Origin of the sequence: Novipirellula caenicola (assembly GCF_039545035.1) — a bacterium.
In the GTDB taxonomy this organism is placed as follows: domain Bacteria; phylum Planctomycetota; class Planctomycetia; order Pirellulales; family Pirellulaceae; genus Novipirellula; species Novipirellula caenicola.
The window spans coordinates 181,658-206,454 of the sequence record NZ_BAABRO010000013.1; the positions used below are offsets into that span (position 1 = coordinate 181,658).

Annotated in this window: 14 protein-coding genes; 2 read left to right on the top strand and 12 right to left on the bottom strand. The window is 56.5% G+C overall.

Features of this window, described 5'->3' with window-relative positions:
- Positions 1–129: 129 nt before the first annotated feature.
- Positions 130–456: a divalent-cation tolerance protein CutA gene (gene cutA, locus ABEA92_RS22465; RefSeq protein WP_345686402.1), complete on the bottom strand. Its 327-nt coding sequence runs from the start codon at positions 454–456 to the stop codon at positions 130–132.
- Positions 457–578: 122 nt separating this feature from the next.
- Here cutA and ABEA92_RS22470 point away from each other — a divergent pair, with 122 nt between their 5' ends.
- Complete coding sequence (locus tag ABEA92_RS22470; RefSeq protein WP_345686404.1) at positions 579–1,505, top strand: efflux RND transporter periplasmic adaptor subunit; 927 nt, start codon at positions 579–581, stop codon at positions 1,503–1,505.
- Between the two features lie 115 nt (positions 1,506–1,620).
- Here ABEA92_RS22470 and ABEA92_RS22475 read toward each other — a convergent pair whose 3' ends face one another.
- The 8 genes from ABEA92_RS22475 to ABEA92_RS22510 all read right to left on the bottom strand — a co-directional run bounded on the left by ABEA92_RS22475 (position 1,621) and on the right by ABEA92_RS22510 (position 18,677).
- The gene (locus ABEA92_RS22475) at positions 1,621–2,268 is read right to left on the bottom strand and encodes a hypothetical protein (RefSeq protein ID WP_345686406.1); all 648 of its coding nucleotides are present in this window, start codon (positions 2,266–2,268) and stop codon (positions 1,621–1,623) included.
- Positions 2,269–2,567: 299 nt separating this feature from the next.
- A complete protein-coding gene (locus ABEA92_RS22480) occupies positions 2,568–6,551 on the bottom strand; it encodes an FtsK/SpoIIIE domain-containing protein (RefSeq protein WP_345686408.1) in 3,984 nt (1,327 codons plus the stop codon).
- Between the two features lie 76 nt (positions 6,552–6,627).
- Entirely contained in the window at positions 6,628–6,885 is a 258-nt protein-coding gene (locus tag ABEA92_RS22485) for a hypothetical protein (protein WP_345686410.1), read from the bottom strand.
- On the bottom strand, positions 6,885–8,432 hold the full coding sequence (locus tag ABEA92_RS22490) for a HEAT repeat domain-containing protein (RefSeq protein ID WP_345686412.1): 1,548 nt from the start codon (positions 8,430–8,432) through the stop codon (positions 6,885–6,887). The genes ABEA92_RS22485 and ABEA92_RS22490 overlap by 1 nt, the downstream gene beginning before the upstream one ends.
- Before the next feature lie 43 nt (positions 8,433–8,475).
- Positions 8,476–9,936 (bottom strand): DUF1501 domain-containing protein, encoded by a 1,461-nt coding sequence (locus tag ABEA92_RS22495; protein ID WP_345686414.1) that lies wholly within the window; start codon positions 9,934–9,936, stop codon positions 8,476–8,478.
- Between the two features lie 81 nt (positions 9,937–10,017).
- Positions 10,018–13,524 carry a PSD1 and planctomycete cytochrome C domain-containing protein gene (locus ABEA92_RS22500; RefSeq protein ID WP_345686416.1) on the bottom strand — a complete coding sequence of 1,169 codons (3,507 nt, stop codon included), beginning with the start codon at positions 13,522–13,524 and terminating at the stop codon, positions 10,018–10,020.
- A gap of 237 nt (positions 13,525–13,761) precedes the next feature.
- Positions 13,762–17,622, bottom strand: a complete 3,861-nt coding sequence (locus tag ABEA92_RS22505) for a hydantoinase B/oxoprolinase family protein (RefSeq protein ID WP_345686418.1) — start codon at positions 17,620–17,622, stop codon at positions 13,762–13,764.
- Positions 17,619–18,677: a hypothetical protein gene (locus tag ABEA92_RS22510; RefSeq protein WP_345686420.1), complete on the bottom strand. Its 1,059-nt coding sequence runs from the start codon at positions 18,675–18,677 to the stop codon at positions 17,619–17,621. Before ABEA92_RS22510 ends, ABEA92_RS22505 begins: the two co-directional genes overlap by 4 nt.
- Positions 18,678–19,120: 443 nt before the next feature.
- Here ABEA92_RS22510 and ABEA92_RS22515 point away from each other — a divergent pair, with 443 nt between their 5' ends.
- Positions 19,121–21,166, top strand: a complete 2,046-nt coding sequence (locus tag ABEA92_RS22515) for an ATP-dependent DNA helicase (protein WP_345686422.1) — start codon at positions 19,121–19,123, stop codon at positions 21,164–21,166.
- An 828-nt stretch (positions 21,167–21,994) separates the two neighbouring features.
- On the opposite strand, the gene ABEA92_RS22520 is transcribed toward ABEA92_RS22515, so the two are convergent.
- The 3 genes from ABEA92_RS22520 to ABEA92_RS22530 are packed head-to-tail and all read right to left on the bottom strand — an operon-like array spanning position 21,995 to position 24,673.
- Complete coding sequence (locus tag ABEA92_RS22520; RefSeq protein ID WP_345686424.1) at positions 21,995–22,723, bottom strand: PH domain-containing protein; 729 nt, start codon at positions 22,721–22,723, stop codon at positions 21,995–21,997.
- Positions 22,720–23,247: a PH domain-containing protein gene (locus ABEA92_RS22525; RefSeq protein WP_345686426.1), complete on the bottom strand. Its 528-nt coding sequence runs from the start codon at positions 23,245–23,247 to the stop codon at positions 22,720–22,722. Before ABEA92_RS22525 ends, ABEA92_RS22520 begins: the two co-directional genes overlap by 4 nt.
- 19 nt (positions 23,248–23,266) lie before the next feature.
- Positions 23,267–24,673, bottom strand: coding sequence for a M14-type cytosolic carboxypeptidase (locus ABEA92_RS22530; RefSeq protein ID WP_345686428.1), 1,407 nt, complete (start codon positions 24,671–24,673; stop codon positions 23,267–23,269).
- Between the last annotated feature and the right edge of the window lie 124 nt (positions 24,674–24,797).

Consider the following 24,797-nt stretch of genomic DNA (forward strand, 5'->3'; position numbering starts at 1 on the left):
TGGACGAGGCAACGAGTCCCGCCTTGTCACCGATTCTGCGGGGACTCGTTGCCTCGTCCACTACCTTAGCGTCCCGTTCACGACCTTAGCGTTGAACAGCGAAGGACCACTGGAAGACTTACTTCGGCGTCAAGTGGTTTGGTCGACGACCCAGGTTTGATAGCCGTCGCTCGATCCGCCGATCGGCAGCATGATGATTTCGGGTTCATCGTACGGGTGCATTTTCGCTAGACGTTCTTTTAGTTTGGGCCACACCGCTAGTGTGGTTTTGATCATCAAACGATACTCGCTGGCCTGTTCGATTTGTCCGTTCCAGCGATAAACACTCTGAATCGGGCCATCAATCTGCACACAAGCGGCAAGCGACTGGGTGACCAATTCGTTTGCCAATCGCTTTGCGTCGGCTTCCGATTCGACGGTCGAGATGACTAGAGCGAGAGTGGAGGTATCGTCCATCGTTTGTTTTCCTTAAACAAAAATCGCGTCAATGACTAAGCATTGATTGTAGCTCGCACTCGATTCACAATGGGCGGACCCATCGCACGAATCCATTCATTCTTGACACTCCGAGTTCGCTCATGATCATCCGTTTCATCCCCGCCGCCTCCCTGTTTGGCGGCATGGCAATCGCGCTGATCAGCACAACGCAAAGCTTCGCCCAGAAACCGGCCAAGCCACCGCAACTCGATGTCTCGGAAGCCCAAGTCTCGCTGATCCACAACACCTTTATCGCTTCGCCAATTTCTGGAGTGGTCGAGAAGGTGTTGGTCAAAGAAGGCGACAAGGTTCAACCGGATGCGTTGTTGATCCAGTTGGACGACCAGCGTTTCCGCACTGAACTGGAAGCCGCCGTGGCGGCTCACCGGGCGGCGAAGCTAGAGAGCGACAGCGATGTCGACGCTCGTTACGCCCGTCGAGCCAAGGAATTTCATGTCCGTCAATTGGAGCAGTCGCAACAAGCCAATGAGAAATTCCCAGGGGCAATCAGCGACTCGGAAGTCGAGAAACTGCGACTGGTTCTCGATCAAGCGATCCTCGCGATCGAGCAAGCCGAACACAAACAACAAGTTGCGATTGCTCACACCAGCGAGAAGTTGGCTGCGGTAAAGATTGCCGAACAACGCGTTCGCGATCATGCGATTCGCGCCAGCGTCGGAGGTCAAGTCGCCGAGATCACGGTTCAACCCGGTGAATCGGTCGAATCCGGCAAGCCGCTGATTCGAGTCATTTCCCTCGATCCCATTCGCGTGGAATGCTTTATCGATGGCCGCAAATATGGATCGGAATTGGTCGGTCGGCAGGTGCAATTTGTTTGCGACGAACTTCCTCGAGCCGATCCAGAATCGGATCGCGCTGCTGAGTTCAGCGGCAACGTGACCTTCGTTTCCCCCGAAGTCCATCCGGTCACGGGGCAAGTGCGATTGTGGGCGACCGTCAGTAACCCTCAAACACGACTAAGAAGTGGAATGCGAGGCCGATTGGTCATCGCCGCCGAATCGGAATAAACACGCCACGCGTAGCTGGCCTCACTGGGCGACGCGCCGCTCCGCTACAAAACCGCCCGTTAAGTGCCACAGCGGACGGCATGGGGCGGCTGCACTTGGATACCGGCGACGTTAACTAATGATGCGGGTAGACGCCGTGGTGGCCATACCAAGGTGTATGCAGTGAGCGGCGATGGGAATGGTAAATATCACTTGAATGCGAGTACCCGTACAACTCAATCTCTAATTGACGAATCAAGGGATTGGCTTCCGTAACAATCACCTCTCGCATGTGAGCCATCGCGTAGAAGTCGTTGGTGCGGGCTCCATCAAAACCTTGGTGTTGTAGCTCGCCATACAACCGCGAAAACAACGCTTTGGCTTGACGAACATCACTCTTGATGTGCGAGAGCAGCCCCGTCGAAAGACGATTCTGTTCAACGGCTTCGTGCAAAATCGTATGCATGTGTTGTTGCAGACGATCGACTTGATCGACGTAGCCTTCAATCGAATGCGAATGCTCGTAGTCCTGAGACAACTTGTGGGCGTCCTCGTGCAGATGGCGAGCGACTTTGGCCAATTGGTCCGCGTACTCGTCCAATTGGGCAACATTGGGAACATGCGGCGGAGCGTGCCAATAGTCATGGCCCCAATCACCGCCATGCACCGGCCCGTGATAGGGTTGCGAATGCGGGTAATGGGGTGACGCGGTGACTTGCGCGTCGGCTTGGCCACTAGCGAAAAGGACCGAGAACACAGCGGCAATGGCGAACAAACGTGACATCTTTGGAGCTCCAGGAAAAAGCGGGTGAGTGATGTGAGTTTCACATCGCACGGAGCATGCCAAATGGAGAAAACAACGTTTTCTTCGTGTTTCACGAAACAAAGCTCAACGAATGAAGTCGTTTTGACTGCGCGGAGAATTGATCAAATTGATGTCACTCGCGGTCGAGATTAGCGATTTACGCGGCCGCTCCTTTGAGGAGCGGCGACTCATCTGGATTTGGGAAGGGGCTGGATCTGCAGGGAGAGCGTTTTTGTGCGTCCACAACGGAATCAACGAAGCATCAAGCGACGCGGGGATTAGGAGGGCGTCAACCAAGCTTTGACATCGGTTGCGTTGGGAAGGTCACACTGGCGAAACTTGCAAATCCGCCCATCGGTGTCATCGTACAACAGCATCGTCGCCGCCGACAATTCCGAAGCCATGGGGGTATCGATCAGCAGCGCGGAATCCGACGCATTCATACGCCCCAAAACTCGCAACTCTAGATCATGCTGCGAAGCCCGTGGCAACCATCGCGACAGCGTTTCGGCTGATCCGCTGATGACGATGGTAAACACATTGACGGCGGGCCCATCTCGCAGACACTCCTGCAGTGCGGTCGCCCCGCTGAGCGAACTCGCTGCCGCGTCGAGCGAAAAGTTAAACGATTCGTCTTGTCGCAAGTCACGAAAACGTTCAAGTGGATCGAGCACCAAAACGATGGGAGGAAAATCGCCCTCCTCCTTCATCCGCTCTTTAACGATCCCATGCACGCGAACCATCTCGTTTTCGACGTCACGAAGCTTGATGATTTTCGACGGGATTCCCGATTCCCCCAGCCACGGCCCGACGGACTCGCCGTCATCGACGCGTGCGCCATCGAAATAGATCACTTCGGTACGCGGATCGGATTTACAGAAGCTTGCGACGCACGTGGCGATAACCGCTCCGCGTGAATCCGCCGGCGCCATCACCAATAAATTACGGCCCGTATCACGAGTCAGTTTCACGGCGACCGGAGGCCCGATTTCAACGGCTTCGCCAAGCAGCCCGTACAGCGATTTGTCCTCAGGCGAGGACACCACTTGGTTTGCCAGTAGCGGGGTCCAGCGGCAAGGCCGGTTGCCTTCGAACACGACCGCTGGAGGCAGCGATTGGACGTACCCCTGGTCTCGTGTCGCAATCGACTGCAGCATTTCGCCGTGGGCCGTATTGGACAACCACGCGACTTGAAACGGTTGGTTGCCTTCGATCAATCCGCCCGCATCGTTGTAGATCGCTTCCCCAGGACGGCTGATCAACCGGGCAGCGGTGTTGTCGTCGGCCAGAATTAATGCGGCGTCTGCTTCACTGCACTGCATCGCGATTCGGACGGCCATTTGCCCCAGCGTTGCCCGCGGCAATGAATACGCCCCGGCGAGCGATTGGCTGCTTAAGATGACATGCATCCCGAACGAACGACCTTGCCGGACCAAACGATCCAACAACATCGCACAATCGCCTGCCAAGCGGTCGTCACGAACAAACAGCTCTTGAAACTCGTCGACGACAAGCATGATGCGGGGCATCGTTTGCCCGCTCTTCTTACGATATTCCCCCAGCTCCTGCACGCCAGCCGCACGAAACTTTTCGCCTCGTTGCTGCAGTTCCTCATCCAAACGCTGCAGCACGCTGCGACCGAATTCGCGTTCGCTTTCGATTCCGATCACCCGAGCATGCGGAAAGCTCGCGTCGGCGTACGGTTTGAACTCGACGCCTTTTTTGAAGTCCAACAGGTAATACTGCAACTCGTCCGGCGTGTAGCGGTACGCTCCGGACGTGATAATCGCATGCAGCAGCGTACTTTTCCCCGAGCCCGTTTTCCCGGCGATCAACACATGTTGGCGGACACCTTCGCCCAAATCGAGCGGCAGATGCCGATTGGCTCCTTGGCTGCCGATAGGAATCTTGATGCGGTCGGCGGTCGAGCCCCCGGCGGCTTGGCTGTCTTTTAGGATGTCCGCCAACGGAATCTCGACTCGTGATGCGGCCAGCGCCGCCTTACCGACTTGCTCGACCAGTGCCGGCCGCAACTTCATTGGCGGCGAGGGATCTGGTTCAAAGGGCAAATCATCCAAGCCATCCTGAACCACTCGCCATTCGCCATCATCGTTCAGATCGATTCGCAGCAATTTGTCGGTCTTCGGCAACGGCGTTTCCGCCGGCCACGGCTTGGATTTGTCACAAACGATGACACAAAAAATGCCACACCGAAGCCCGCTCTCCAAGAGTGCTTGCAGATGCTTGTAACCGTCTCGCGTCAGCCCCTCGGGAAAACCAATCGCCGCGATCACTCGATAGGGTTCCGCCATCGAACCGGCAAGTTCGTTGTAATCTTCGATTCGCTGAAATCGATCTCGTAAACTCGATTGCAGTACATCTTCGACGTGCTGTGCAATTTCACCGAGCCGCTCGGTGATTTGTGTCTCGCTCGCCCAAACGCGATGCCCCACAAGCGATGGATCGTGGTCGGTCAGCGCCATGAAACTGGTAAAGTTTTGACCGCGTCCGACCGGATCGATCAACGTCAACTTGGCTCGCCCGGCAGCCGCTCCAGTCAAGACACGCCACAGTACTTGATGAGCGACATCGATGGCTTGACCAAAGTCCGCTGACTTGGCCGAGATCAACAAACCACAATGCAATCGTCGGTGCAGCACGACCGGCATCGATTCGGGAACGCTGATATCAGCCAACGTCATCGTATTGCCCGTCATCGGATTTCCCGACACTGGGTTGCCTGTCACTGGGTTGCCCACTAGTTCTGCCGATACAGACGACGATTGGTGCGACGGGGTGGGGCTTCCATTTTGGCTAGCCGAGGCATCGAGCACATGACGCAAACGGCGATCGACCTTCAATTGTCCCACCGGAATAAAGTCGGTGGTCGCATCGCTTGGGCAATCGCCGTCGACCACGGCTTGCCAATCGGGGAATCGTGAACGCACACGCTTGGTGGATTCGGAAATGCGGCGAAGTCCTCGCTCGACCCCATTTTCCAATCGCTCGACCAACCGAGTTCGTTCGGCATCGCGTCGCTCGGCCGCGGCAAGTCGCTGCTGGGTCAACGTTTGTTCGGTGTCGGCCAAATCCGTCGAAATACGGTTAGCCAACGAATCGGCTTTGGCCAACATCGTTTCGCTGACTCGATTCCACGCGGTCTTGTATTCGTTGTTGGCGTTACTGAGGGCCGCGAGCAATTTTTGTTTGGCTTGTTCCCGTTCGGTGTTGATGGTTTGTTCGAGCAGGGTGAGTTGTTCGGTCCGCCACCGGGCCGCGGTTTCCAGATGAGCATCGCGTTGATTCAGCAGTTCCACCTCGGCTTCTTTGGCAGTCCGAGCAGCAATCTTCCGACCCGCTTCGGCTGCTTCTTCGGCCGCTTCGGCAATCCGTTCGACCACTGGGTGCAATTGACGCGTCATCCGTTTCAGCGGCATCATCAACAACAGGAAGATGGTGAACCCGATGACCCCGGCGATCGGGACTCCGGCAGCCATGGGTATCCAGGGCGGATCGAACTTCATCATCAACACGGCCAGCGCCCAGATCACGATAAAGACGCCGACGCCAGCGGGCAGGTAGAAGGAGTCGACGATTTTGGACGCCGCCCCGGTCTGCATTTGCGTCACGGTTTGTTTACACCGCCGCGTCAATGTATCGATGGCCTCGAGCGCTTCGCGAACATCCTGCGGTGCAGGCAACCGTTGATTGTCCTCGGGTGTTTCCGGCGGCGGCACTTCGGGTAGCTGATCCAAACGCCGCAACGTCAACGCCCGCGCCCATTCCACGTCGCCGTAAATCCGATTAAGCGATTGATCGATCTGTTCAATCTCTTTGTCGCGGTGGATCCCCGGTTTGTCTTTGCGTTCGTTGTATTGATGGTGAATCGCAGTGCAACGCGCTTTGACTTTGCGTTCGATCGCATCCTTCCAAACGCTGGCTTTTTTGCGATAGACCGCGCCGAGCCGATTCAGTTCTTGGCGGTTTTTGATCGCAAATGCTTCGTATTGGCTGGTCAGCTTCTCTTCCTGCTCGTCCCATTCCAACAGCATGCCGCGACGCATGTGCCGACAAGCATCGGTTTTAACCGCACGCTGCGACCCGAGCGTCGTTTCTTCGCTTTCGCTTTCCTTGGCATGACGTTCGATCAGCGATTGATGTTCGGCCACACTCGAGCGAAACCGGTCTTCCAACCCCTCCAATAACCGACGCTGGCGAGTGGGGTTTAACAGTCCGACGGGACCAACCGATGAATCTTTCATTGTTCGCAGCGTTTTTCAGGAGGACAGCGTCAATCAAGGCAGTTGACAAGGACGGTTCTCGGGGACAGCCAACACTTCATTCTAACCTGTCCGAGCTCACCAGATCATCCTTAAGTGCGTCATCGGCGCGGCGAATCACGTCACAAAACTCTTGCAGTGCGGCCGAAACGCGGCTTAAACTTGGTCCGATCGTCGTCAGATGCTGCTGCTCGAATTGGCGACAGCGGTCGTCGAGCCAATCTTGGCGGACCTCACTCCAGAGCCGCGAAAACTCGGTGAAATCTCGCTTGATTCGATTTTCCGCATCCTGGATAGGACCTAATTTGATTGCCATCACACGTCCGACGAAGGATTGAAGGTCCGCAGCATCTTGCGTCCCTTGTACAGATTGAATACGTCCCCGGGCGTCAACGGCCGCGCTCGCCCCGCAACCGCTTGGTCGATCGTTTCCAAGCCATCGGTCACCACGACACATTCGGTCGAGTCGCGAACGGCGTTGAATACCCCCGCTTGTTCATCCAAGAAAAAACCGAGCAGCGCCGGTTTGATCTCTTCGTATTCTAATGATTCGAGATGCTTGACGTAGTCCTTCATCGCACGTTGTTGAGCGACGTTGAACTGATCTGCCGGGATCGCAAAAATCTCAGGGTGTTCCGCGTGCCACCCCGCATAGATCGCATAAATGTCTTCGAGCGGAAGATCGGCGACGTCGCTGGAAAATGCAAAGGTGACCGGCCCGGTGATACCAACATTACTATATTTTTTCTCGCCGAAACTGTATTCGAATCGCACCAGATGGACATCGACGCGATCAGTAAAACTCGGCCACAACATCCGCCGCGAATCAACCACTTCGAGCGATGTCGGTGGCACCCCCATTTGTTGCGGCTGAGTCAACCACAATGACATCTCTGCTTCGGCCGTGGCGACATCGGATCGCAATTCGGGATTAATCTGATCTCCTAATCCAAGTTCATCGGCATACGCGATCGCTCGCAGTCGGGCGGCGGGATCGGCCGTCAATTCCAACAACCGCTTGATGCCTTGTTCATCTTTCAATCGTGCCAGCGCTCCGGCGGCTTCACACTGCACCCGGCGATGTTTTAATTCAACGGTCTGGTTCAATTTTCCAATCGACGATTCGTCGCCGATCAACCCGACTGCGTCACACAGCGATACCGCCAACGAGACCGCCTCGCCCAACGTCGCTTGCACCGTTTCGACGTCGTCACCAAAGGCGTGAGGATTCTCTTCGAATCGGCCCAACCGATTGCTGACTTCGCCCAACAAGTGATTGAGCATCGCTAGGTTTTCAGCCGCCGGATGCGGCGACACGTTGCGTTCTCGCACCAAGAAATTGGCCAGATCCAATGTTGGTGCCGCCAACGATGGGTATTGCAAACACTGCAGCAGCCGCGGGAACACGAGTCCGATTTTCCACTGACGATTTTGCATCAGCGGGCTGATCGCCTGAGCCGCGTCCATCCACTTTTGCGGCGGCGACTGCTCTAACCGATCCATCAATACGGCTAGCGATTGATCGGATTGGATCATCGCCAACAACTGCAAAAGCAAGTGACGATTCGGAGTCGCCTCGGGCAATGCTTGATCGAGTCGCCGGATGTGTTCGGCATCCACTTCGGCAAACGATTCGCCACGACTCTCTGCGGCCGCTCGAATCACGCGGCCGTGCACGACATGCAGCAGTCCGCCTAAGATCGCGGGATCCGAGCGACGCACGAGGTCGTCTTGCTCGCTCAGCTGCGAGATCAGATCCGCGCCTTGGTAAGAATCGTTTTCGGCAAGTTCTCTTAATCGCCAACCCGCCGCAACGGGATCCGCGGACGGGCCTAGCAGGGCAATAAGTGTTTCGTTTTGCAAAGTAGATCGTGTGGATGAGAGTTTTTGACAGACGGCGAGCCGATCAACTCAAGATCTCACTCACCACTCGGGTTTCTTCGACCCCTGTTAAACGTTGATCAAGACCAAGAAATGGATACGTAAACCGCTGATCATCAATCCCCATTAGATGTAAGATTGTGGCGTTCAGGTCATGAATGTGCACGGGGTCTTTGACCACGTTGTAGCTAAATTCGTCGGTTTCGCCATGCACCACCCCTCCTTGGACCCCACCGCCGGCCAGCCAAACGGTAAAGCATTTGGGATGATGATCGCGACCATAATTGGTCTTCGTTAATCCGCCCTGGCAATAAATCGTACGGCCAAATTCACCGCCCCATACCACCAGCGTATCGTCCAGCATCCCCCGCTGTCGCAGATCCGTCAACAGCGCCGCCGAGGGCTGGTCGACGTCGCGACATTGATTCGGCAGATCCTTCGGCAACGCCCCGTGTTGGTCCCATCCTCGATGGAAAATTTGGGTAAAACGGACGCCACGTTCCGCCATCCGCCGCGACATCAAACAACAATTCGCAAACGTTCCCGGCGTCGTCACGTCAGGGCCGTACAGATCGAGAATGTATTTCGGTTCATCGCTGATGTCGGTCAAATCAGGCACACTGGTCTGCATCCGGAACGCCATCTCGTACTGAGCGATACGCGCATGCGTTTCCGGATCGCCGAGTCGGTCCGCCGTTGCGGAATTGAGCCGCGACAGCGAATCGAGCATCCGGCGACGCACCGCCGGGTCGACGCCATCGGGATTGGACAAATACAGCACCGGATCGCCGCTGCTTCGCAGTGCCACCCCTTGATACTTACTCGGCAAATACCCGCTGCCCCACAATCGGTTGTAAAGGGCTTGCGCTTCTTTGCGTCCAGTCCACGAAGCGGTCATCACGATAAACGCGGGCAAATTCTCGTTTTCGGTTCCTAAACCGTAGCTCAGCCACGACCCGAGACTCGCTTTGCCGGGCAATTGGTTGCCCGTACAAATGTAGGTGATGGCGGGATCATGATTAATCGCCTCGGTATACATCGATTTGATCAAGGCTATATCGTCGACTTTGCTGGCCATGTGAGGAATCAGCTCACTAGCCATCGTTCCGGCGGCCCCATGCGGCGAAAACTTGTAAATGCTCGGGGCGATGGGAAAGCGAGCCTGACCGCTGGTCATCGTGGTCAACCGCTGCCCTTTGCGAATCGACTCGGGCAAATCCTTGTCGTACCAATCCGCCATCGCCGGCTTGTGATCCCACATGTCCATCTGGCTCGGCGCCCCGGACATGAACAAATAGATGGCCCGCCGAGCCTTGGGTTCATGATGAGGCAAATTCGGCAGCCCTCCGACCGCGCCGCGATTGGCCGCCGCTGCGGGTGCCGCCGATGCGTCCAACGACGCCAATGCCGCAGCACCGATCCCGGCCGACGATCGCGAGAAAAAAGCTCGCCGCGTCATTTGTTCCCAATGCGGATTCGTTTGCATGATCGTTCTCTTGTTTACGGTTTGGCTGAATTCGTTTTCGGCGTGCTGCCACTCACTCGACCGGGCTACTTGTTTAACACGCTACTTGTTTAACACTTCATCCAGGTTCAATAGCGTGCTGCAAACCATCGTCCAGGCCGCCAATTCCGCCGACGATGTCCCCACCAACTTCTCGGCAGCTTCGGGCTGCAATGCATAGTGCTGCATCAAATCCTCGGCCAACTGAGTTAATTCGCTTGTTTCCGCGGCCAAGGCGGGCCGCATCGTTACTCGCTCGAACACCCACTGGATCTTTTCTTCGGCGGTTTGCAGATCGGATCGCTCGGTGATTTGCCGCCCCAATTGTTTCGCGGCTTCGAGAAACTGAGTCTCGTTCATCAACAACAACGCTTGTAGCGGCGTGTTGGTCCGCTCGCGACGAGCGATACACGATTCGCGACTTGGTGCGTCAAAGGTCGACAATTGCGGCGGTGCACTGGTCCGTTTCCAAAACGTATAGACGCTGCGTCGATAGATCTTGTCGCCTTCATCAGCTTTGAATCGAACCGTGTTGCTTCCGGAATAGCCCACCGCCAACCAGAGCCCCGCAGGTTGTGGCGGTTTCACACTGGGGCCGCCCAATTGATCCACCAACAATCCCGATACCGCCAACGCTTGATCCCGCAGCATCTCGCCATCGAGCCGGAACCGCGGGCCGCGAGCCAGCAAACGGTTGCGTGGATCGACCTGCAATTGGATCGGCTCGGCTTTCGCCGATCGTTGATAGGTGTCACTCATCACGATCGATTTCATCAATCGTTTGATGTCCCATCCCTGTTCGCGAAAATCGACTGCCAACCAATCGAGCAATTCCGGGTGACTCGGTTGTTCGCCTTGGCTGCCGAAATCTTCGCTGGTCTTCACCAACCCGGTGCCGAAGATTTGTTGCCAGAACCGGTTGACCGCGACGCGTGAGGTCAACGGATGCTGGTCGGACAACAACCACTTTGCCAATCCCAATCGATCTTTGGGATCGCTGTCTTCCATCGCAGGCAAAAACGCGGGCGTCGTCCGGGAAACGTCGGGCCCGAGTTGGTCATAGGCACCACGCAGCAAAATATGAGCTTTGCGTGGCTTTTCAAGTTCTTTCCAAACCAAGGTGGTAGGAAATTCGCTCTCGACTTTTTCCTTGGCGGCTGCGATCCCTTTGGCTTGATCAACAAGTACTTGCCAATCGGGGTGAGTGCAATGGACGCTGCGGTAATACGTTCGCAGCGATTCACGATCCGCCGCCGAGCGTTCAGACACCGGCGTTTCCAACAGCTTCACAAGCGACGGAGACACCTGCACCATCGGCGATCGATAAGCATAACAAACCAGCGAAGGGCCGTCATGATTGACCACCTTGATATACAGATCGTTGTCTCCTTGCTTCAAATCCAATTCGATCTCTTTACCGAGCGGATCGATGTCCTGCGAACCTTGCGAGATTGCGACCTGTTTTCCATTGAGATAAACGACGTGCCCATCGCTCGTCCCCAGCAACAACGTCGTCTTTTGTGCGACCGGGGACGTCACGGTTTGGTGCAACAAATTCACGCTGCCGTGATCTGGCACCGTTTCAAGCGAATTCACGCGGACTTCGGCAAGGTCCTCACGCAGCTGCCATTGGAACTGGTTCCCCTCATACGTGAAGGTTTGGTTCGGATCGAACGCGGCGGCTTGCGATGCAAACGATTGCTCGTAACTCAGTTCGGTCGTGGCGACGGCAAAGGGACCGATGCTGTGAATCGGACCTCGCTGAATTTGTTTTGATTCCGGAGCGGTCGGCATCGTCTCGGACAACGACAAGCGAACCGTGCGAAATTGATGCTGTGAAAACTGTGACTGGTACTTCAGTTGTACCCGCAGCTTCGCATCGGCGGTTTCGGTTAACAGCGTGCCGAGATCGAACCATGCGGTTCGACCACCGGTTTGCTCGTGTCCCGCTGCCGCCCAGCCTTCGTTGGGCTTGATTTTACCATCGATCGCATAGGTGACCGCGAACGCGCCGTTGGTTTGTTCGATATCGGCGATCGCACCGCGAATCGGAACGGGAATCCAGTTCTCGGGATCGTCGCCATGTTGCATCTCCAGCACGATTTCCGACAACACCACATTGCCGTTGGATGACAATCCGACTCGTTCCTCGGACGAATTCACCAGTGCTTCCAACCGCAACGATCTCCAAGGCGTGTTGGCGGGCAAAGGAGTGAGGATCGTCGTCGTGTCTTTGGCAGCGACCTTGCCCACGACTTCGACGGCATGATCCTCGCGGATTTTCATTTCCACCTCGGCGTCGGACACCGCCGATTCAGGGGCGAGAACCGTCCACGCAGGCGGTTCGCTACTGCCGAGGCCGCGTTCCCAAACCAGTTGAGCTTGATCGACGGATTCGATGGGGCCATCCATCTGCTCGCGAATGTCACGCAGCGTTTCGTCAAACTCAGCAATCTCTTTTGCTTGTTCGGCCGTAGGCACTTTGATCGATGGCGCCGAATCTTTGACGTTGCCGTCCATCGCCTTGCCGTCCAGACTGTTAAAGAAGGCGGACAACGAGTAATAGTCGGTCGTGGTGATCGGATCAAACTTGTGGTCGTGACACACGCTGCAGCCGGTTGTCAGGCCCAGGAAAACGGTACCAAACGCATCCGTGCGATCGATCACGTTGCGTGCAAACACCTCTTCGACAATCGAACCGCCTTCGTTGGTGGTAACGTTCAAGCGATTGAAACCGCTGGCTATCTTTTGCGAAACGGTGGCATCCGGAAGCAAATCACCAGCTAATTGCTCGGTGATAAATTGGTCCATCGGCATGTTGCTATTGAATGCGTTGATCACCCAATCTCGGTACAGCCACATTTCGCGGTAATTGTCCAAGTGCAATCCGTGGGTATCGCCGTATCGCACCAAATCCAACCAATACCGGCTCATGTGTTCGCCGTAATGGTGCGACGCCAACAAACGGTCGACCAAATGCTCGACCGCATCCGGCGATGTGTCATTCAGGAAGGACTCGGCATCGCGATCAGACGGCGGCAAACCGGTCAGATCGAAACAAATTCGTCGCAACAGCGTTCGGCGATCGGCAGGCCCGTTGGGTTCCAGCCCGACCTGTTCCAATTCGGCGTTGATAAACGCATCAATCGCGGTGCTGGCCGTACGGATCTCGCGACCATCAACCGTGGTTTTCTGAGGCGTCTGAAATGCCCAATGCTCGCTATACGCAGCACCTTGATCGACCCATTGCTTGAGCGTTTCGATTTGTTCGCCGCTGAGTGGCTTCCCAAACTTTGGCGGCGGCATCAGCATGTCAGCGTCATCGGATAGAATCCGCGTGATCAATTCGCTGTTGTCGAGCTCGCCGGGCTCGACCGCTCCCAACACCCCCTCGGACGTATCCAAACGCAAATCCGCTTCACGATGCTCTTCGTCGGGCCCGTGACAAGCGAAACAGTGATCCGACAAAATGGGACGTACGTCGCGGCCAAAATCAATGGTCTTCGAATAAGCTACTGAGGCGAGCGGAAATACGAGCCAAAAACAGATAGCGATTCGAGCATGAATCATGGATGGCTTTCCTGGCGAAGGAGGGATCCGGATTTTGGTGCGAAGAGCGTCGAAATTGGCTTGGGGGATCGACGCAGAGCATAGGTGGGCGTGGGCTGTATTATAACGTCTGCGGAAGCCGCCACGAAGCAAAAGCGGTCCAAGTGTTCGTTCACTTAACCGTTATCGCCTGATAATGCGGATTAAACCTCACTATCGTGATTATTTCTCACAAGCGACTCGCTACGGATTCCCGAATCAACCAACCTCTTCGCCTCCCCAACCGCCACCGCCGGGGGTCTCGATGATCAAACGATCGCCAGCGTCAACCTGAATCGAAACTGCCCATGGTAGCAACTCGGATTTCCCTGATCGCACCAGCGTGTTTTGGCCTACCGCACCGTCGCCCCCTCCGGCCGCACCATACGGAGGACGCGTTCGTCGACCGGTGATCAACGACAGTGTCAGCGGTTTTAGAAACTCGAACTCGCGAATCATGCCGTCACCACCACGGTGAAGTCCTGCGCCGCCGCTGCCATGGCGGATCGCAAACCGGTGCAATCGCAGCGGCAATCGGCTCTCCATCACTTCGGGGTCGGTGATCCGAGTGTTGGTCATATGCGTGTGGACCGCATCGGCGCCGTCCTGTTCGGCCGTCGCTCCCGATCCGCCCCCGATGGTTTCATAAAAACCAAACGTAGTATCTCCGATCAACACGTTGTTCATCGTCCCTTGCGACGCGGCCGCGACGCCCAGCGCCCCCAACAACACGTCAACCACTCGCTGGCTCGTTTCCACATTGCCGGCGACGACCGCAGCACATTTTGCCGGGTCCTCATCGGCCGGTGGATTTAGCAATCCCGTGGGAATCACCAAATCGATATCGCGAAGCACTCCATCACACAGCGGCAAATTGGATCCCGAAACCATCCGTACGACGTAAAGCACAGCGGCGGTCACAATCGCCTTGGTCGCATTGAAACCGAACGCGTGAACCGCAGCCGTTCCAGTAAAATCAATCTTCAGCCGATCATCTTGGCGACACAGCGTGACCGCGATCGCGGTGCCGTCATCCAGCGAATCGGTAAACGACATCGGATGATCGGGAAGGGTGCGAATCCAGGCTTGAGCGGTATCACCGGCGACCTGCAACAATCGCTGCATGTAGTAATCAATCTGCGTCACCGAATAGGTTTGCGCCATCTCAACGAGCGCCCGAACGCCATCTTCGCCCGCAGCACGCTGGGCCGCCAAATCAGCCAAATTCTCCTCGGCGTTTCGCGATGGATAACGCCCCCCCTTGAGTAACGTCCTCAACTCGTCTTCGAAATGAACTCCGTCGCGAACCATGGCAAAATCGCGAATCAGCACTCCCTCTTCGGCCAACGAAGTGGCGTCCGGCGGCATCGATCCGGGCGTGCGACCGCCGATCTCGGCGTGATGAGCTCTTGAGGCCACAAAGAAATCAGGCCGACCACTTTTGACCGCTCGATCACAAAACACCGGCGTGACTGCCGTGATATCCGGCAGATGCGATCCGCCCGAAAAGGGATCGTTGCTGAGATAACAATCGCCCGCAGACATCGACGGATAGACGCTGATTAATCGTCGAACTGTATGCCCCATCGCTCCCAAGTGAACCGGAACATGAGGGGCATTGGCGATCAGCGACCCGTCGCCTCGGAACACCGCACAACTGTAATCGCGACGCTCCTTCACGTTCACGCTGACAGCGGTCCGGCGCAGTACCTCGCCCATCGAATCGGCAATCCCCTGCAGCCGCCGAGCCACCACTTCTAATAGCACCGCATCGTTTTCCGGAGTGGCGTCGTGACCAAAGTCCGACTCGGATTCGCGACGCAACTCGATCACTCCGCCGGCTAAAACCTTGCCGACCCAATGAGGCTCGACCACCAAAGTGGAATCGCTGCTAATGACCATGGTCGGCGCAGTGATCGTGTCCCCTTCACTCAGCTGCGATCGCTCGATCCGACGGCAATCGCTCCAGCGTTTCGGTTGCTCGTGTGCGTCCGCATCCGGCGAATTCACCACGGCGTCCTGCTGAAGCGACGTTGATGGTGACAGTTTGGCTTCGCAGCGAACGGCCACCAATTCAAGGTCACGGCCAGGTTGGTTGTACCCAAAGGTTTGCAAGTGTTTGTCGTTGAACCGCTGGGCAAGCGATGCAGCCGAAGTGTTTTCCGATTGGTTCGCCAGCGATTGATAAGGGATCGGCAACGACGACTCGGTGCCTCGGTAGCGAATATCACATTCAAACGAATACTTGACCGGCACATGGTCGACGTTTTCTTCGGCAATCATCGAGTCCGCTTCGCTGCGAAGCTCTGCAGCGATCTGCGAGATCCCTTCGGAAGCTGCGTCGTCCAATTTTGCATAGACGCCTCGTGTCACGACGCGGCCAATATCGGCCAGTCCCATCCCCAGAGCGCTCAGCATACTGGCGTCAGGATGATCAATGATTTGGCTCATCTTTAGCGAATCGGCGACACGACACAGATGCTGGCCCGCCGCACCACCGAACCCCACCAATGTCATCTGACGCACATCGTTGCCTTCGGCCGTGCTGACGGTGCGGACCGCTTCGGCCATGTGCGTCACAGCGATCTGCAAAAAGCCTTCGGCGAGTGTCTCCAGACTGGGGATTTCGACCGAATCAGGCAACCGCTTTGCGACTTCCTCGATCCGGCGTTTGGCGGCCATTTCATCCAGCGGAAACGGGAACCGATCCACCGGCAACCGTTTCAGCAGCAGGTTGATATCGGTGATCGTTAGCGGCCCGCCGCGTCCGTAACACGCCGGTCCCGGATCCGCCCCGGCGCTGGCGGGCCCGACCACCATTCGCCCGTTCACGACATCACAAATCGATCCGCCGCCAGCGGCCACCGTGCGAATGTCCATCATCGGCGTCAACACTCGCAACCCCGCGACGCGTGCTTCGTAACATCGCCCCACTTGTCCCGTGTACCGGCTGACATCGGTGCTCGTTCCCCCCATGTCCAATCCGATTGCCGACGCGGCCCCCACGGACTTAGCGACTTGTCCAAGCGCCACGACTCCGCCGGCCGGTCCCGACAAAACGCTATCGCGTCCTCGAAACGTATCGCCCGCGACCAAATTGCCGCCACTGGTCATCATTTGCAATCGACACGAATCACGACCGCCAAATTGATTCCACACCCGGGAAACATAACTCGCCAAAATCGGATTCAAATAAGCATCCAGCGTCGTCGTTTCGGCGCGTGACACCAACTTGATCAGCGGAGCGACCTCACTCGACCGGCTGACCTGATCGAATCCTAACTCGCGAGCCATCCGCTCGACGATGCGTTCGTGCGTGTCATCGACATGGGCGTGCATCAAACAAATCGAAAGCGACTCGGTCCCCGACGCCTTGACCTGCAACAATGATTCACGCAGCGCCGACTCATCGAGCGGACGCAACACGTTGCCCTTGGCGTCGATTCGCTCGCGCACCTCGACGACCTGCTCGGTAAGCGGATCGTGTTTCTGAATCGCCAACGCGAACAACTCAGGCCGATCCTGCTCGCCAATTCGCAGCACATCCGCGAAACCTTCGGTCACCAATAGCGTGGTATTGGCCCCCGTGCGGGTCAGCAACGCATTGGTGCCGCGAGTGGTCCCTAGCCGAACCGCCAATGCGGGCAGTGGATCGCTAAGTCGACACCCAAGCAACAATCGCGTCGCCAGCACCGGGGCTTCCAATTGAGCATCCAACTCTAAGACGAACGATCCGGCGACACTTGCGAACTCCGCCGCGACATGTTCGCCGCCATCGATCGTGATACGGTTCTTGGACACCTCAAAACCGGTGACCGTCCCGATTTCGACGGCGGTTCCATCGCTGCGTAACCACGAAGCCCGACATCCGTTCCAAAAATGATCGGGCAGTGGATGTTCGGTCGTATCGGACTCGAGTTCAAATTCGTGTTTCGATTGCTCGCATCGCCGCGTTTTCACGCGGACCTTCCCGCTGCTCAGCACTTTGACCGAACGACGCACGCCGCCGCTGACAACGAAACAATCGGTAAATGTGCCGCCGACGTCGGCCCAGACTTGGGTGATGGAATTCAAACTCAATTTTGTTGGGGTGGATAAGAGGGAGGCACGTAGGGGGCGATCGAGTCTTTGGGATTATCAATCGCTTGATTGGTTAACAACAAATAGCCGACAGCAAACAGCAACATCGTCAAGGGCGCCGTCACGAATTGCCCTACGTAACAGGCTGCCGAACCGGCCATCGACAACACGGTCGCGACGATCACCATCAACAACGATGTAATCTTGTTGCTCATCGTGATGTGGTAGCCCACGCGAATCGATCCCAGTGCGGATGTCCTGCCGTCGCTGACAACAAAAATCCAAGGCCATAGCAACCACTGGGCGGCAATCATGACGACCGTCCCCACGATCATCGCCAGGATCGCAAGCCCGAACGCGATGACCTGACCACCTTCGAAACTGCCCACCAAACCGATCACGACCATCACCACCACGCTGAGCGCGGCCATACTGAACAGCAAGGCAATCAATCCTCCGGCAAAGCGAAATACAATTCTCATCGGCGGCATTAATTCCGAAAGCGGACTCGGTTGATTGCGGGCTACCGCAAGCGCGACACGCGCAAACCCCACGGTGGTATAGCAACTAAGAAAGGCCATAAGCGGAAAGAACAAAAACATCCCGATCGCCAGAATGGGACCTGCGTTAGGTAACGCACCGTTGTCAATCATGCCGCCTACGATCGACAGCAACAAAAATGGCACCCCGACGATCAAGCCGATCGCGACCGCCAAGATCAGGGTTGCCAAAATCAGCGGCGACCAACGCGCCCCAAAGATCGCCAAGGTGGGCGAAAAGATGTCTTCGATCGGACGCTGGACGATTTCGGTTTCACCTAACTGAAGCACGGGTTCGGCCGAGTACGACGTCGCTTGATAGGGATTGACCGGGCGACCGCTGGCGGATCCCGTCGATTCGCTTGAACTCGCAATGGGGGACTGAAACGGGTTTTCACTGCCAGCAAAATTAGCCGAGTCGCTCGACGCGGGCGGTCTACGCGGTGCAGGCGGCACCGGGGTGAGCGTGGTGGCCTCGGGTGGGGTTGGATCCGAGGTCGCCGAGTCAGGTTTCACCGAATCCGACCGCCCCGAACTCGGCGCGGCACTCGCTGGATTCCCCCCATTCTCTCCAATCCGAAAAGTCGCTTCACAAGCAGGGCACTTTGCCAAACGTCCAACCGCCTCGGCGGGCAATTCAAGTTCTCGACCACACGAAGGACAGGGCTGACGATGAAGGCTCATAAATCACTCGGCACAGATGGAAGCAAGGCGATGGACCAGGATCATTACAAGGGCTGCTGCGCCGTGATGCAACCATGCAAGCATGATTAAGTGGGGGCTGCGTCCCAATCCACCTTTCCGAAACCCCAATCCGTCTTTTGGAAACGAGACCTCTGCCGCCGGTCCGCCGGTTAAACTGAATCGTTGGCGCTCGCCCAAACTTCGCGAGACTGTTATTTTGAAGCGTTCGCGATTCGTCCATCCCATTATCCCTTCGCTCCAAGTGACCTGCTTCGTTGTCTGAGAATCTTCAATCCGAATCGATCCTGGGTGCGGACGGCAGTATTTCCCGGCGTTTGAAGAATTTTACGCCGCGGCCCGAACAACTTGCGATGGCACGCAAGGTGGAAAAGGCGCTTCGCAGCGACCAACATCTGATCGCTGAAGCGGGCACCGGCACCGGCAAAAGTTTTGCCTACCTCGTTCCCGCGATCTTGTTTGCGACAGAGCAGCAAGGGCAGGCCGAGAAACCGCTGCTTGATGTCGAAGACGAAAACGACCCCGGTCGCAAACGCCGAATCCTGATCTCGACGCACACGATCAGCCTGCAGGAACAGCTGATCCACAAAGACATCCCGCTGCTGAACAGCGTCATTCCTCGCGAATTTTCCTCGGTGCTTGTCAAAGGCCGCTCGAATTATCTGTCGCTGCGGCGAATGAACCGCACCGCCGCGAAGATGACTTCGCTGTTGGCCAACGAAATCCAGTACGAACAAGTTCGCGGGGTACTGAAATGGGCCGAAGTGACCAACGATGGCTCGCTATCGACGATCCCCAATCGCCCCGACTCGTCGGTCTGGGACGAAATGAAAAGCGATACCGGCAATTGCCTGGGCCGAAAATGCCCGCACTTTAAGGATTGCTTTTATTTCAAGGCGCGACGACGTGCCAACAACGCCGAATTGATGATCGTAAATCATGCGATGTTCTTCAGCGATCTGGCCCTACGGCAACAAGGCGTTTCGATCTTGCCGGATTATGACGCCGTCATTCTGGACGAATGTCACACGATCGAAGCCGTTGCGGGGGACCATCTAGGGATCCGGTTGACCAGCGGCCAATTCGATTACCTGTTTGACAAACTGTACAACGACCGCACGCAAAAAGGGCTGCTGGTCGACAAACAATTGCTAGGGCTTCAAAAGCAACTCGAACGCTGCCGCTTTGCCGCCACCAACCTGTTTGCCGACATCCTGGATTGGTGGGAAAATTCGGGCACTCGCAATGGGCGCGTGATGCACCCCGGCGTGGTCGACAATCGCGTCAGCCAACCGATGGAAGCGCTCGCGAGATCATTGCTGGAGCAGGCAGAAGGTCAGAAGGATGAATCCGAGAAAAAGGATTTTGAGTCGGCTCACGATCGCATGATGGCGCTCGCTGGGGGGTTGCGGCAATGGATCAATCACGATCTGGACGGCGCGGTGTATTGGCTCGAACGCAGCGGTTCGCGTCGCGGATTGGACCGAGTCACATTAGCGGCATCGCCGATCGATGTCGGCGCGACGCTTCGCGAACAATTGTTTCAAAGCAAAATGATCCGCAGCGTCGTGATGACCAGCGCGACGCTGGCGACTGGCAACGATGACAAGTTCAACTTTTATCGTTCGCGAGTTGGATTGACGGGTGGTTTATCACTCCGCGTGGGCAGCCCGTTTGATTACAAAGAGCAAGCAAAATTGGTGGTCGTCCGCGGACTTCCGGATCCATCAAAAGAGCGTGCCGAGTTCGAAAAGGCACTTCCCGATCAGATCAAACGCTTTGTTCGCCATAGCGACGGACACGCGTTTGTGCTGTTCACGAGCTACGACTTATTAAAGCGATGTGCCACGGCGTTGACGCCATGGCTGGCTGAAAACGAATTGCTGCTGTACAGCCAGGCGGGGACTCAGAATCGTACGCAACTATTGGACGCGTTTCGCCGCAATCCCAAAGGGGTGCTGTTTGGCACCGACAGCTTTTGGCAGGGGGTTGATGTTCCCGGTGAAGCGCTGACGAACGTCATCATCACCAAGCTGCCATTCTCCGTGCCCGACCATCCTCTGTTGGAAGCCAAATTGGAAGCGATCCGGGCCAGTGGCCGCAATCCGTTTAACGACTATCAATTGCCCGAAGCAATCATCAAATTTCGACAAGGATTTGGACGATTGATTCGCACCCAACAAGACAAGGGAATGGTCGTCGTCTTGGATCCGCGGTTAGAAAGCAAACCCTACGGACGAGCATTCCTGCAGGCGCTGCCGGAGATGCCCGTCAAGCTGACCTCGGCCAACGCCAAGAGGTAGGGAATCGTACTTGATCGTGCGAATCTCAAGGCCGGAGGCAAATGTATGTCACCTCGCCCAAACTTTGTTTGGGAGAGGTCGAACAGAGCCTTCAGCGATTGTTCGGGTGAGGGCAGACCGAGCAAGCCAGTGGCCTGCTGCAAGCTCAGTTGCGCGGTCGGCCCTCACCCGGACGAGGCCTAAAGGGCTCGCCCGAACTCTCCCGAGTGGAAGCTCGGGAGAGGTGGCTTGCCGCATGTCACCTCGCCCAAACGCAGTTTGGGAGAGGTCGAGCAGAGCTTTCAGCGGTTGCTCGGGTGAGGGCAGACCGAGCAAGCCAGGGGCCTGCTGCAAGCTCCGTTGCGCGGTCGGCCCTCACCCGGACGAGGCCTAAAGGGCCCGCCCGAACTCTCCCAAGCGGAAGCTCGGGAGAGGTGGCTTGCCGCATGTAACCTCGCCCAAACTTTGTTTGGGAGAGGTCGAGCAGAGCTTTCAGCGATTGCTCGGGTGAGGGCAGACCGAGCAAGCCAGTGGCCTGCTGCAAGCTCCGTTGCGCGGTCGGCCCTCACCCGGACGAGGCCTAAAAGGCCCGCCCGACCTCTCCCGAGCGGCAGCTCGGGAGAGGTGACTTGCCGCATGTCACCTCTCCCAAACGGAGTTTGGGAGAGGTCGAGCAGAGCCTTCAGCGATTGCTCGGGTGAGGGCAGACCGAGCAAGCCAGTGGCCTGCTGCAAGCTCCGTTGCGCGGTCGGCCCTCACCCGGACGAGGCCTAAAGGGCCCGCCTGAACTCTCCCAAGCGGAAGCTCGGGAGAGGTGCCATGCAACACACTATCTCTTCCAAGCCCTGCTCAGGCGAGGTGAATCGCTTTTACTTCGTCCCGGATCTCTCGCAGTAGGGCGAGATCGGTGGCACTCCACTGCATTGACGGCCTGATGTCCGGCGGATCCCCTAGACCGCTCGATCGGCTTGCGCCGACCTTGGACATCAGCAACTCGCGAATCTCGTTGGCGTTATCCAGTCCGACCATGATGACGCGATTCCCCACGCTCAACGAGTTCGCATCCTCGGCTGCCGAGGCACCTGCGGTTTCGACCACCAACGTCGCGATCCCCAAGATCTGCTCCAATGGGTCACGAGTGATCGAAACATTTTGAATATTCGCGATCGAAATCGTATGCTCGGTGATCACCCAAATCCCGCGGCGAAGATGAACCCCTCGCTCTGACACCGCATACCAAATCGTGTCATACATCAGATGCAGTGCGATGTAGGCGATGATGTCTGGCACGATTGCCAGCGTGAGTGCCGGTAGCGCCAAAACCCAAGCCCAAAAGGCAGATTGCCAATAGAGCACCATCCAACCGGCCAGAATCAAAGCGTCGATCAGCACCAACGCCAACCAAAAAACCACCTTCAAATACGTCAAAAAACGACGCGACGGATGAAACACCCGCAATTCGCCTTGCATTGCACTCGGTAGCATCGGCGGCTTGTCAGGAACACGAAACCACTCGACCAAGATTCGCCAAATGCCACGATAAATCCACTCGGCCGACCTCTCGACAACATGACTCATCGATTCGCCTCACGCTGGATGCGTAACTTTCTCAACTCGTCACGAATCTCTCGCAGCAACTCGGTGCTCGCGCTGTCCGACTCGGATTCCGAATCAATCTCGTCATTCACGTCACGCATTTTTAGATACAGAAAATCTCGCAGCGGTTCAGGGTCCCGAATGCCTTCGATCTTCATCGTCGCCCCCGAGGCACCCGATGCGGTTTGGATCGGCAACTTGGCCAGCCCCATCCAACGTTCGATGATGTTGCGAGTGACATGAATATCTTGCAGCCGAGCATAGGTCAAATAGACCTCACGCCGAAAAAAGTAGCCCCAACACATCGACACGCCTTGCTCGTCAAAGCGATACTGCAGCGTTTTGAAGCGGATGAACAGCGGTAGGAACACAATCGGAAACCCGATGGTGGTCAGCACCGAAATGATGAAATAGTAGACCAGCAACGAATCGTCAGGCCGCGTGATCGCGGTGGCATCAAAAGGGGGCGTTTGTGCGGTGTCGCTAGGATCGAGATCACGATGCATTCACAAATTCTCCGACTTACTATTTCGCGGGACGCTCGGCGAGATAATCTTGGACGGCGGCAGCCAAGTTTGCCCCGACCGCTCGGTACCCAACGGTGGTGCTGTTTTCAGAATTCCAGACCGTCTCTAAACACAAACTGACCGTATGCGGATTTCCATTCATGCTAACCCAGTTAGAACTAATCTGACGCCAGAGCGGATGATAACTCGCCCCCGTCACCTTCGGCTTGTTGCTCATCGGGATCAACGGTTTCATCTTGCTGATTCTTGCATAGGCCAAATCGATGAAGCGATCACGCAGGCTAAGCATCGGCTCGGAAAGCATGTCGCGCGGCAGCACATAAAAGAAACTTGCGTCGCCGGGACCAGGATTGTGGAGATCCAAGAACACATCCATGCGACCTTCCCCGACGAGATCGCCGATCTTTCGCTGCGCCGCCATAATCTCGTTCCAATGAGGTTGCGGAGACCAGTCGCGATTATGGTCATGGGGCACCGCGTTCTTTCCGCCATTGCCCGTTGCAGTGTTGTCCACATCCATGATTGGGATCAGAAAAATCTCGCCATGCTGCCGCAACCAAGTCGCATTCGCGTCATCGCTGACCAACCATTCACCAAAGCCCTGTGCCACCCAACTTGAACCGCTTTCCCAAGCATGCTGGCGAGCCTGGACCCAGACTCCAAATCGCTTTTTCGTTTCTAAATTTCCTTCTCGAACGTAAAGCATCGGAACACTGCGATCTTCTCGCGAACGACATAATTCGGTCGCTTCGGCATGCTGTGATTTTGCGGCCAACGCACGCACGAATGACTCGGCCATCGTCGGCGTATAGGGCGGTCCCCAAGCAACATAAACCGACGCGGCGTCGGGCGTTAGCGTGTAGGTCATCCACTGTCCATCGCGATGCCCTTTGTCCGTGTGCAGCCAAGTTTCACCATCGATCGAGTAAGTCGCGCGAGCGGGCATCGCCCAAGAAGCCGACAATGGCTTCTGTTTCCCAACCGTAGCGGTTGATCCATGCAACCGCAGCGTGATCGTCTCGTCTGGTTGGATTCCATCGACGCGAAAGTACCACCAACAAGGCCACCCTCGTTCGGGATCGCCACCGGGCATAAAACTGACGCTCCGCGTCGCTTCGTCGATCTGAACTTCGCTGACCGACGCGCCTTCAAAATCGGAAACGACCGTCAACGTTTCTGCGGCAATGCAGTGGCTCACCTGCATCGTCATTCCAAGCAGCACCAATGCAGCAATGCCCCATCGAGCGGTCATAGAACACATCGCCGGCAATGCCTTGAGTAACGTCGAAACCGAAATTGGCGGATCGCCACTGATCGCCCCGCGACCGGAACGCTGGATCAAGCATCGATCCACGACCTTCATTGCTCCCACGTTCTTCGGAGCAGCAGTAATTTTCGTTTTCATTTTTGACGGTTGGGGTAAGCACCAGAAGCGAAGTGCGGTCACCAGTGGACGCGTGCCGGTCGCGACGCGGCGGTCTATAGAATACACGATTTCGCTTTCTCGCTTGCTCGGCAGACAGGGACAG

Bases quoted from the DNA above. Each gene is read 5' to 3' on its own strand.
- ABEA92_RS22495 (WP_345686414.1), bottom strand. From the start codon at position 9,936: ATGCAAACGAATCCGCATTGGGAACAAATGACGCGGCGAGCTTTTTTC.
- ABEA92_RS22520 (WP_345686424.1), bottom strand. From the start codon at position 22,723: ATGAGTCATGTTGTCGAGAGGTCGGCCGAGTGGATTTATCGTGGCATT.
- cutA (WP_345686402.1), bottom strand. From the start codon at position 456: ATGGACGATACCTCCACTCTCGCTCTAGTCATCTCGACCGTCGAATCG.
- ABEA92_RS22525 (WP_345686426.1), bottom strand. From the start codon at position 23,247: ATGCATCGTGATCTCGATCCTAGCGACACCGCACAAACGCCCCCTTTT.
- ABEA92_RS22500 (WP_345686416.1), bottom strand. From the start codon at position 13,524: ATGATTCATGCTCGAATCGCTATCTGTTTTTGGCTCGTATTTCCGCTC.
- ABEA92_RS22530 (WP_345686428.1), bottom strand. From the start codon at position 24,673: ATGAAAACGAAAATTACTGCTGCTCCGAAGAACGTGGGAGCAATGAAG.
- ABEA92_RS22470 (WP_345686404.1), top strand. From the start codon at position 579: ATGATCATCCGTTTCATCCCCGCCGCCTCCCTGTTTGGCGGCATGGCA.
- ABEA92_RS22485 (WP_345686410.1), bottom strand. From the start codon at position 6,885: ATGGCAATCAAATTAGGTCCTATCCAGGATGCGGAAAATCGAATCAAG.
- ABEA92_RS22475 (WP_345686406.1), bottom strand. From the start codon at position 2,268: ATGTCACGTTTGTTCGCCATTGCCGCTGTGTTCTCGGTCCTTTTCGCT.
- ABEA92_RS22480 (WP_345686408.1), bottom strand. From the start codon at position 6,551: ATGAAAGATTCATCGGTTGGTCCCGTCGGACTGTTAAACCCCACTCGC.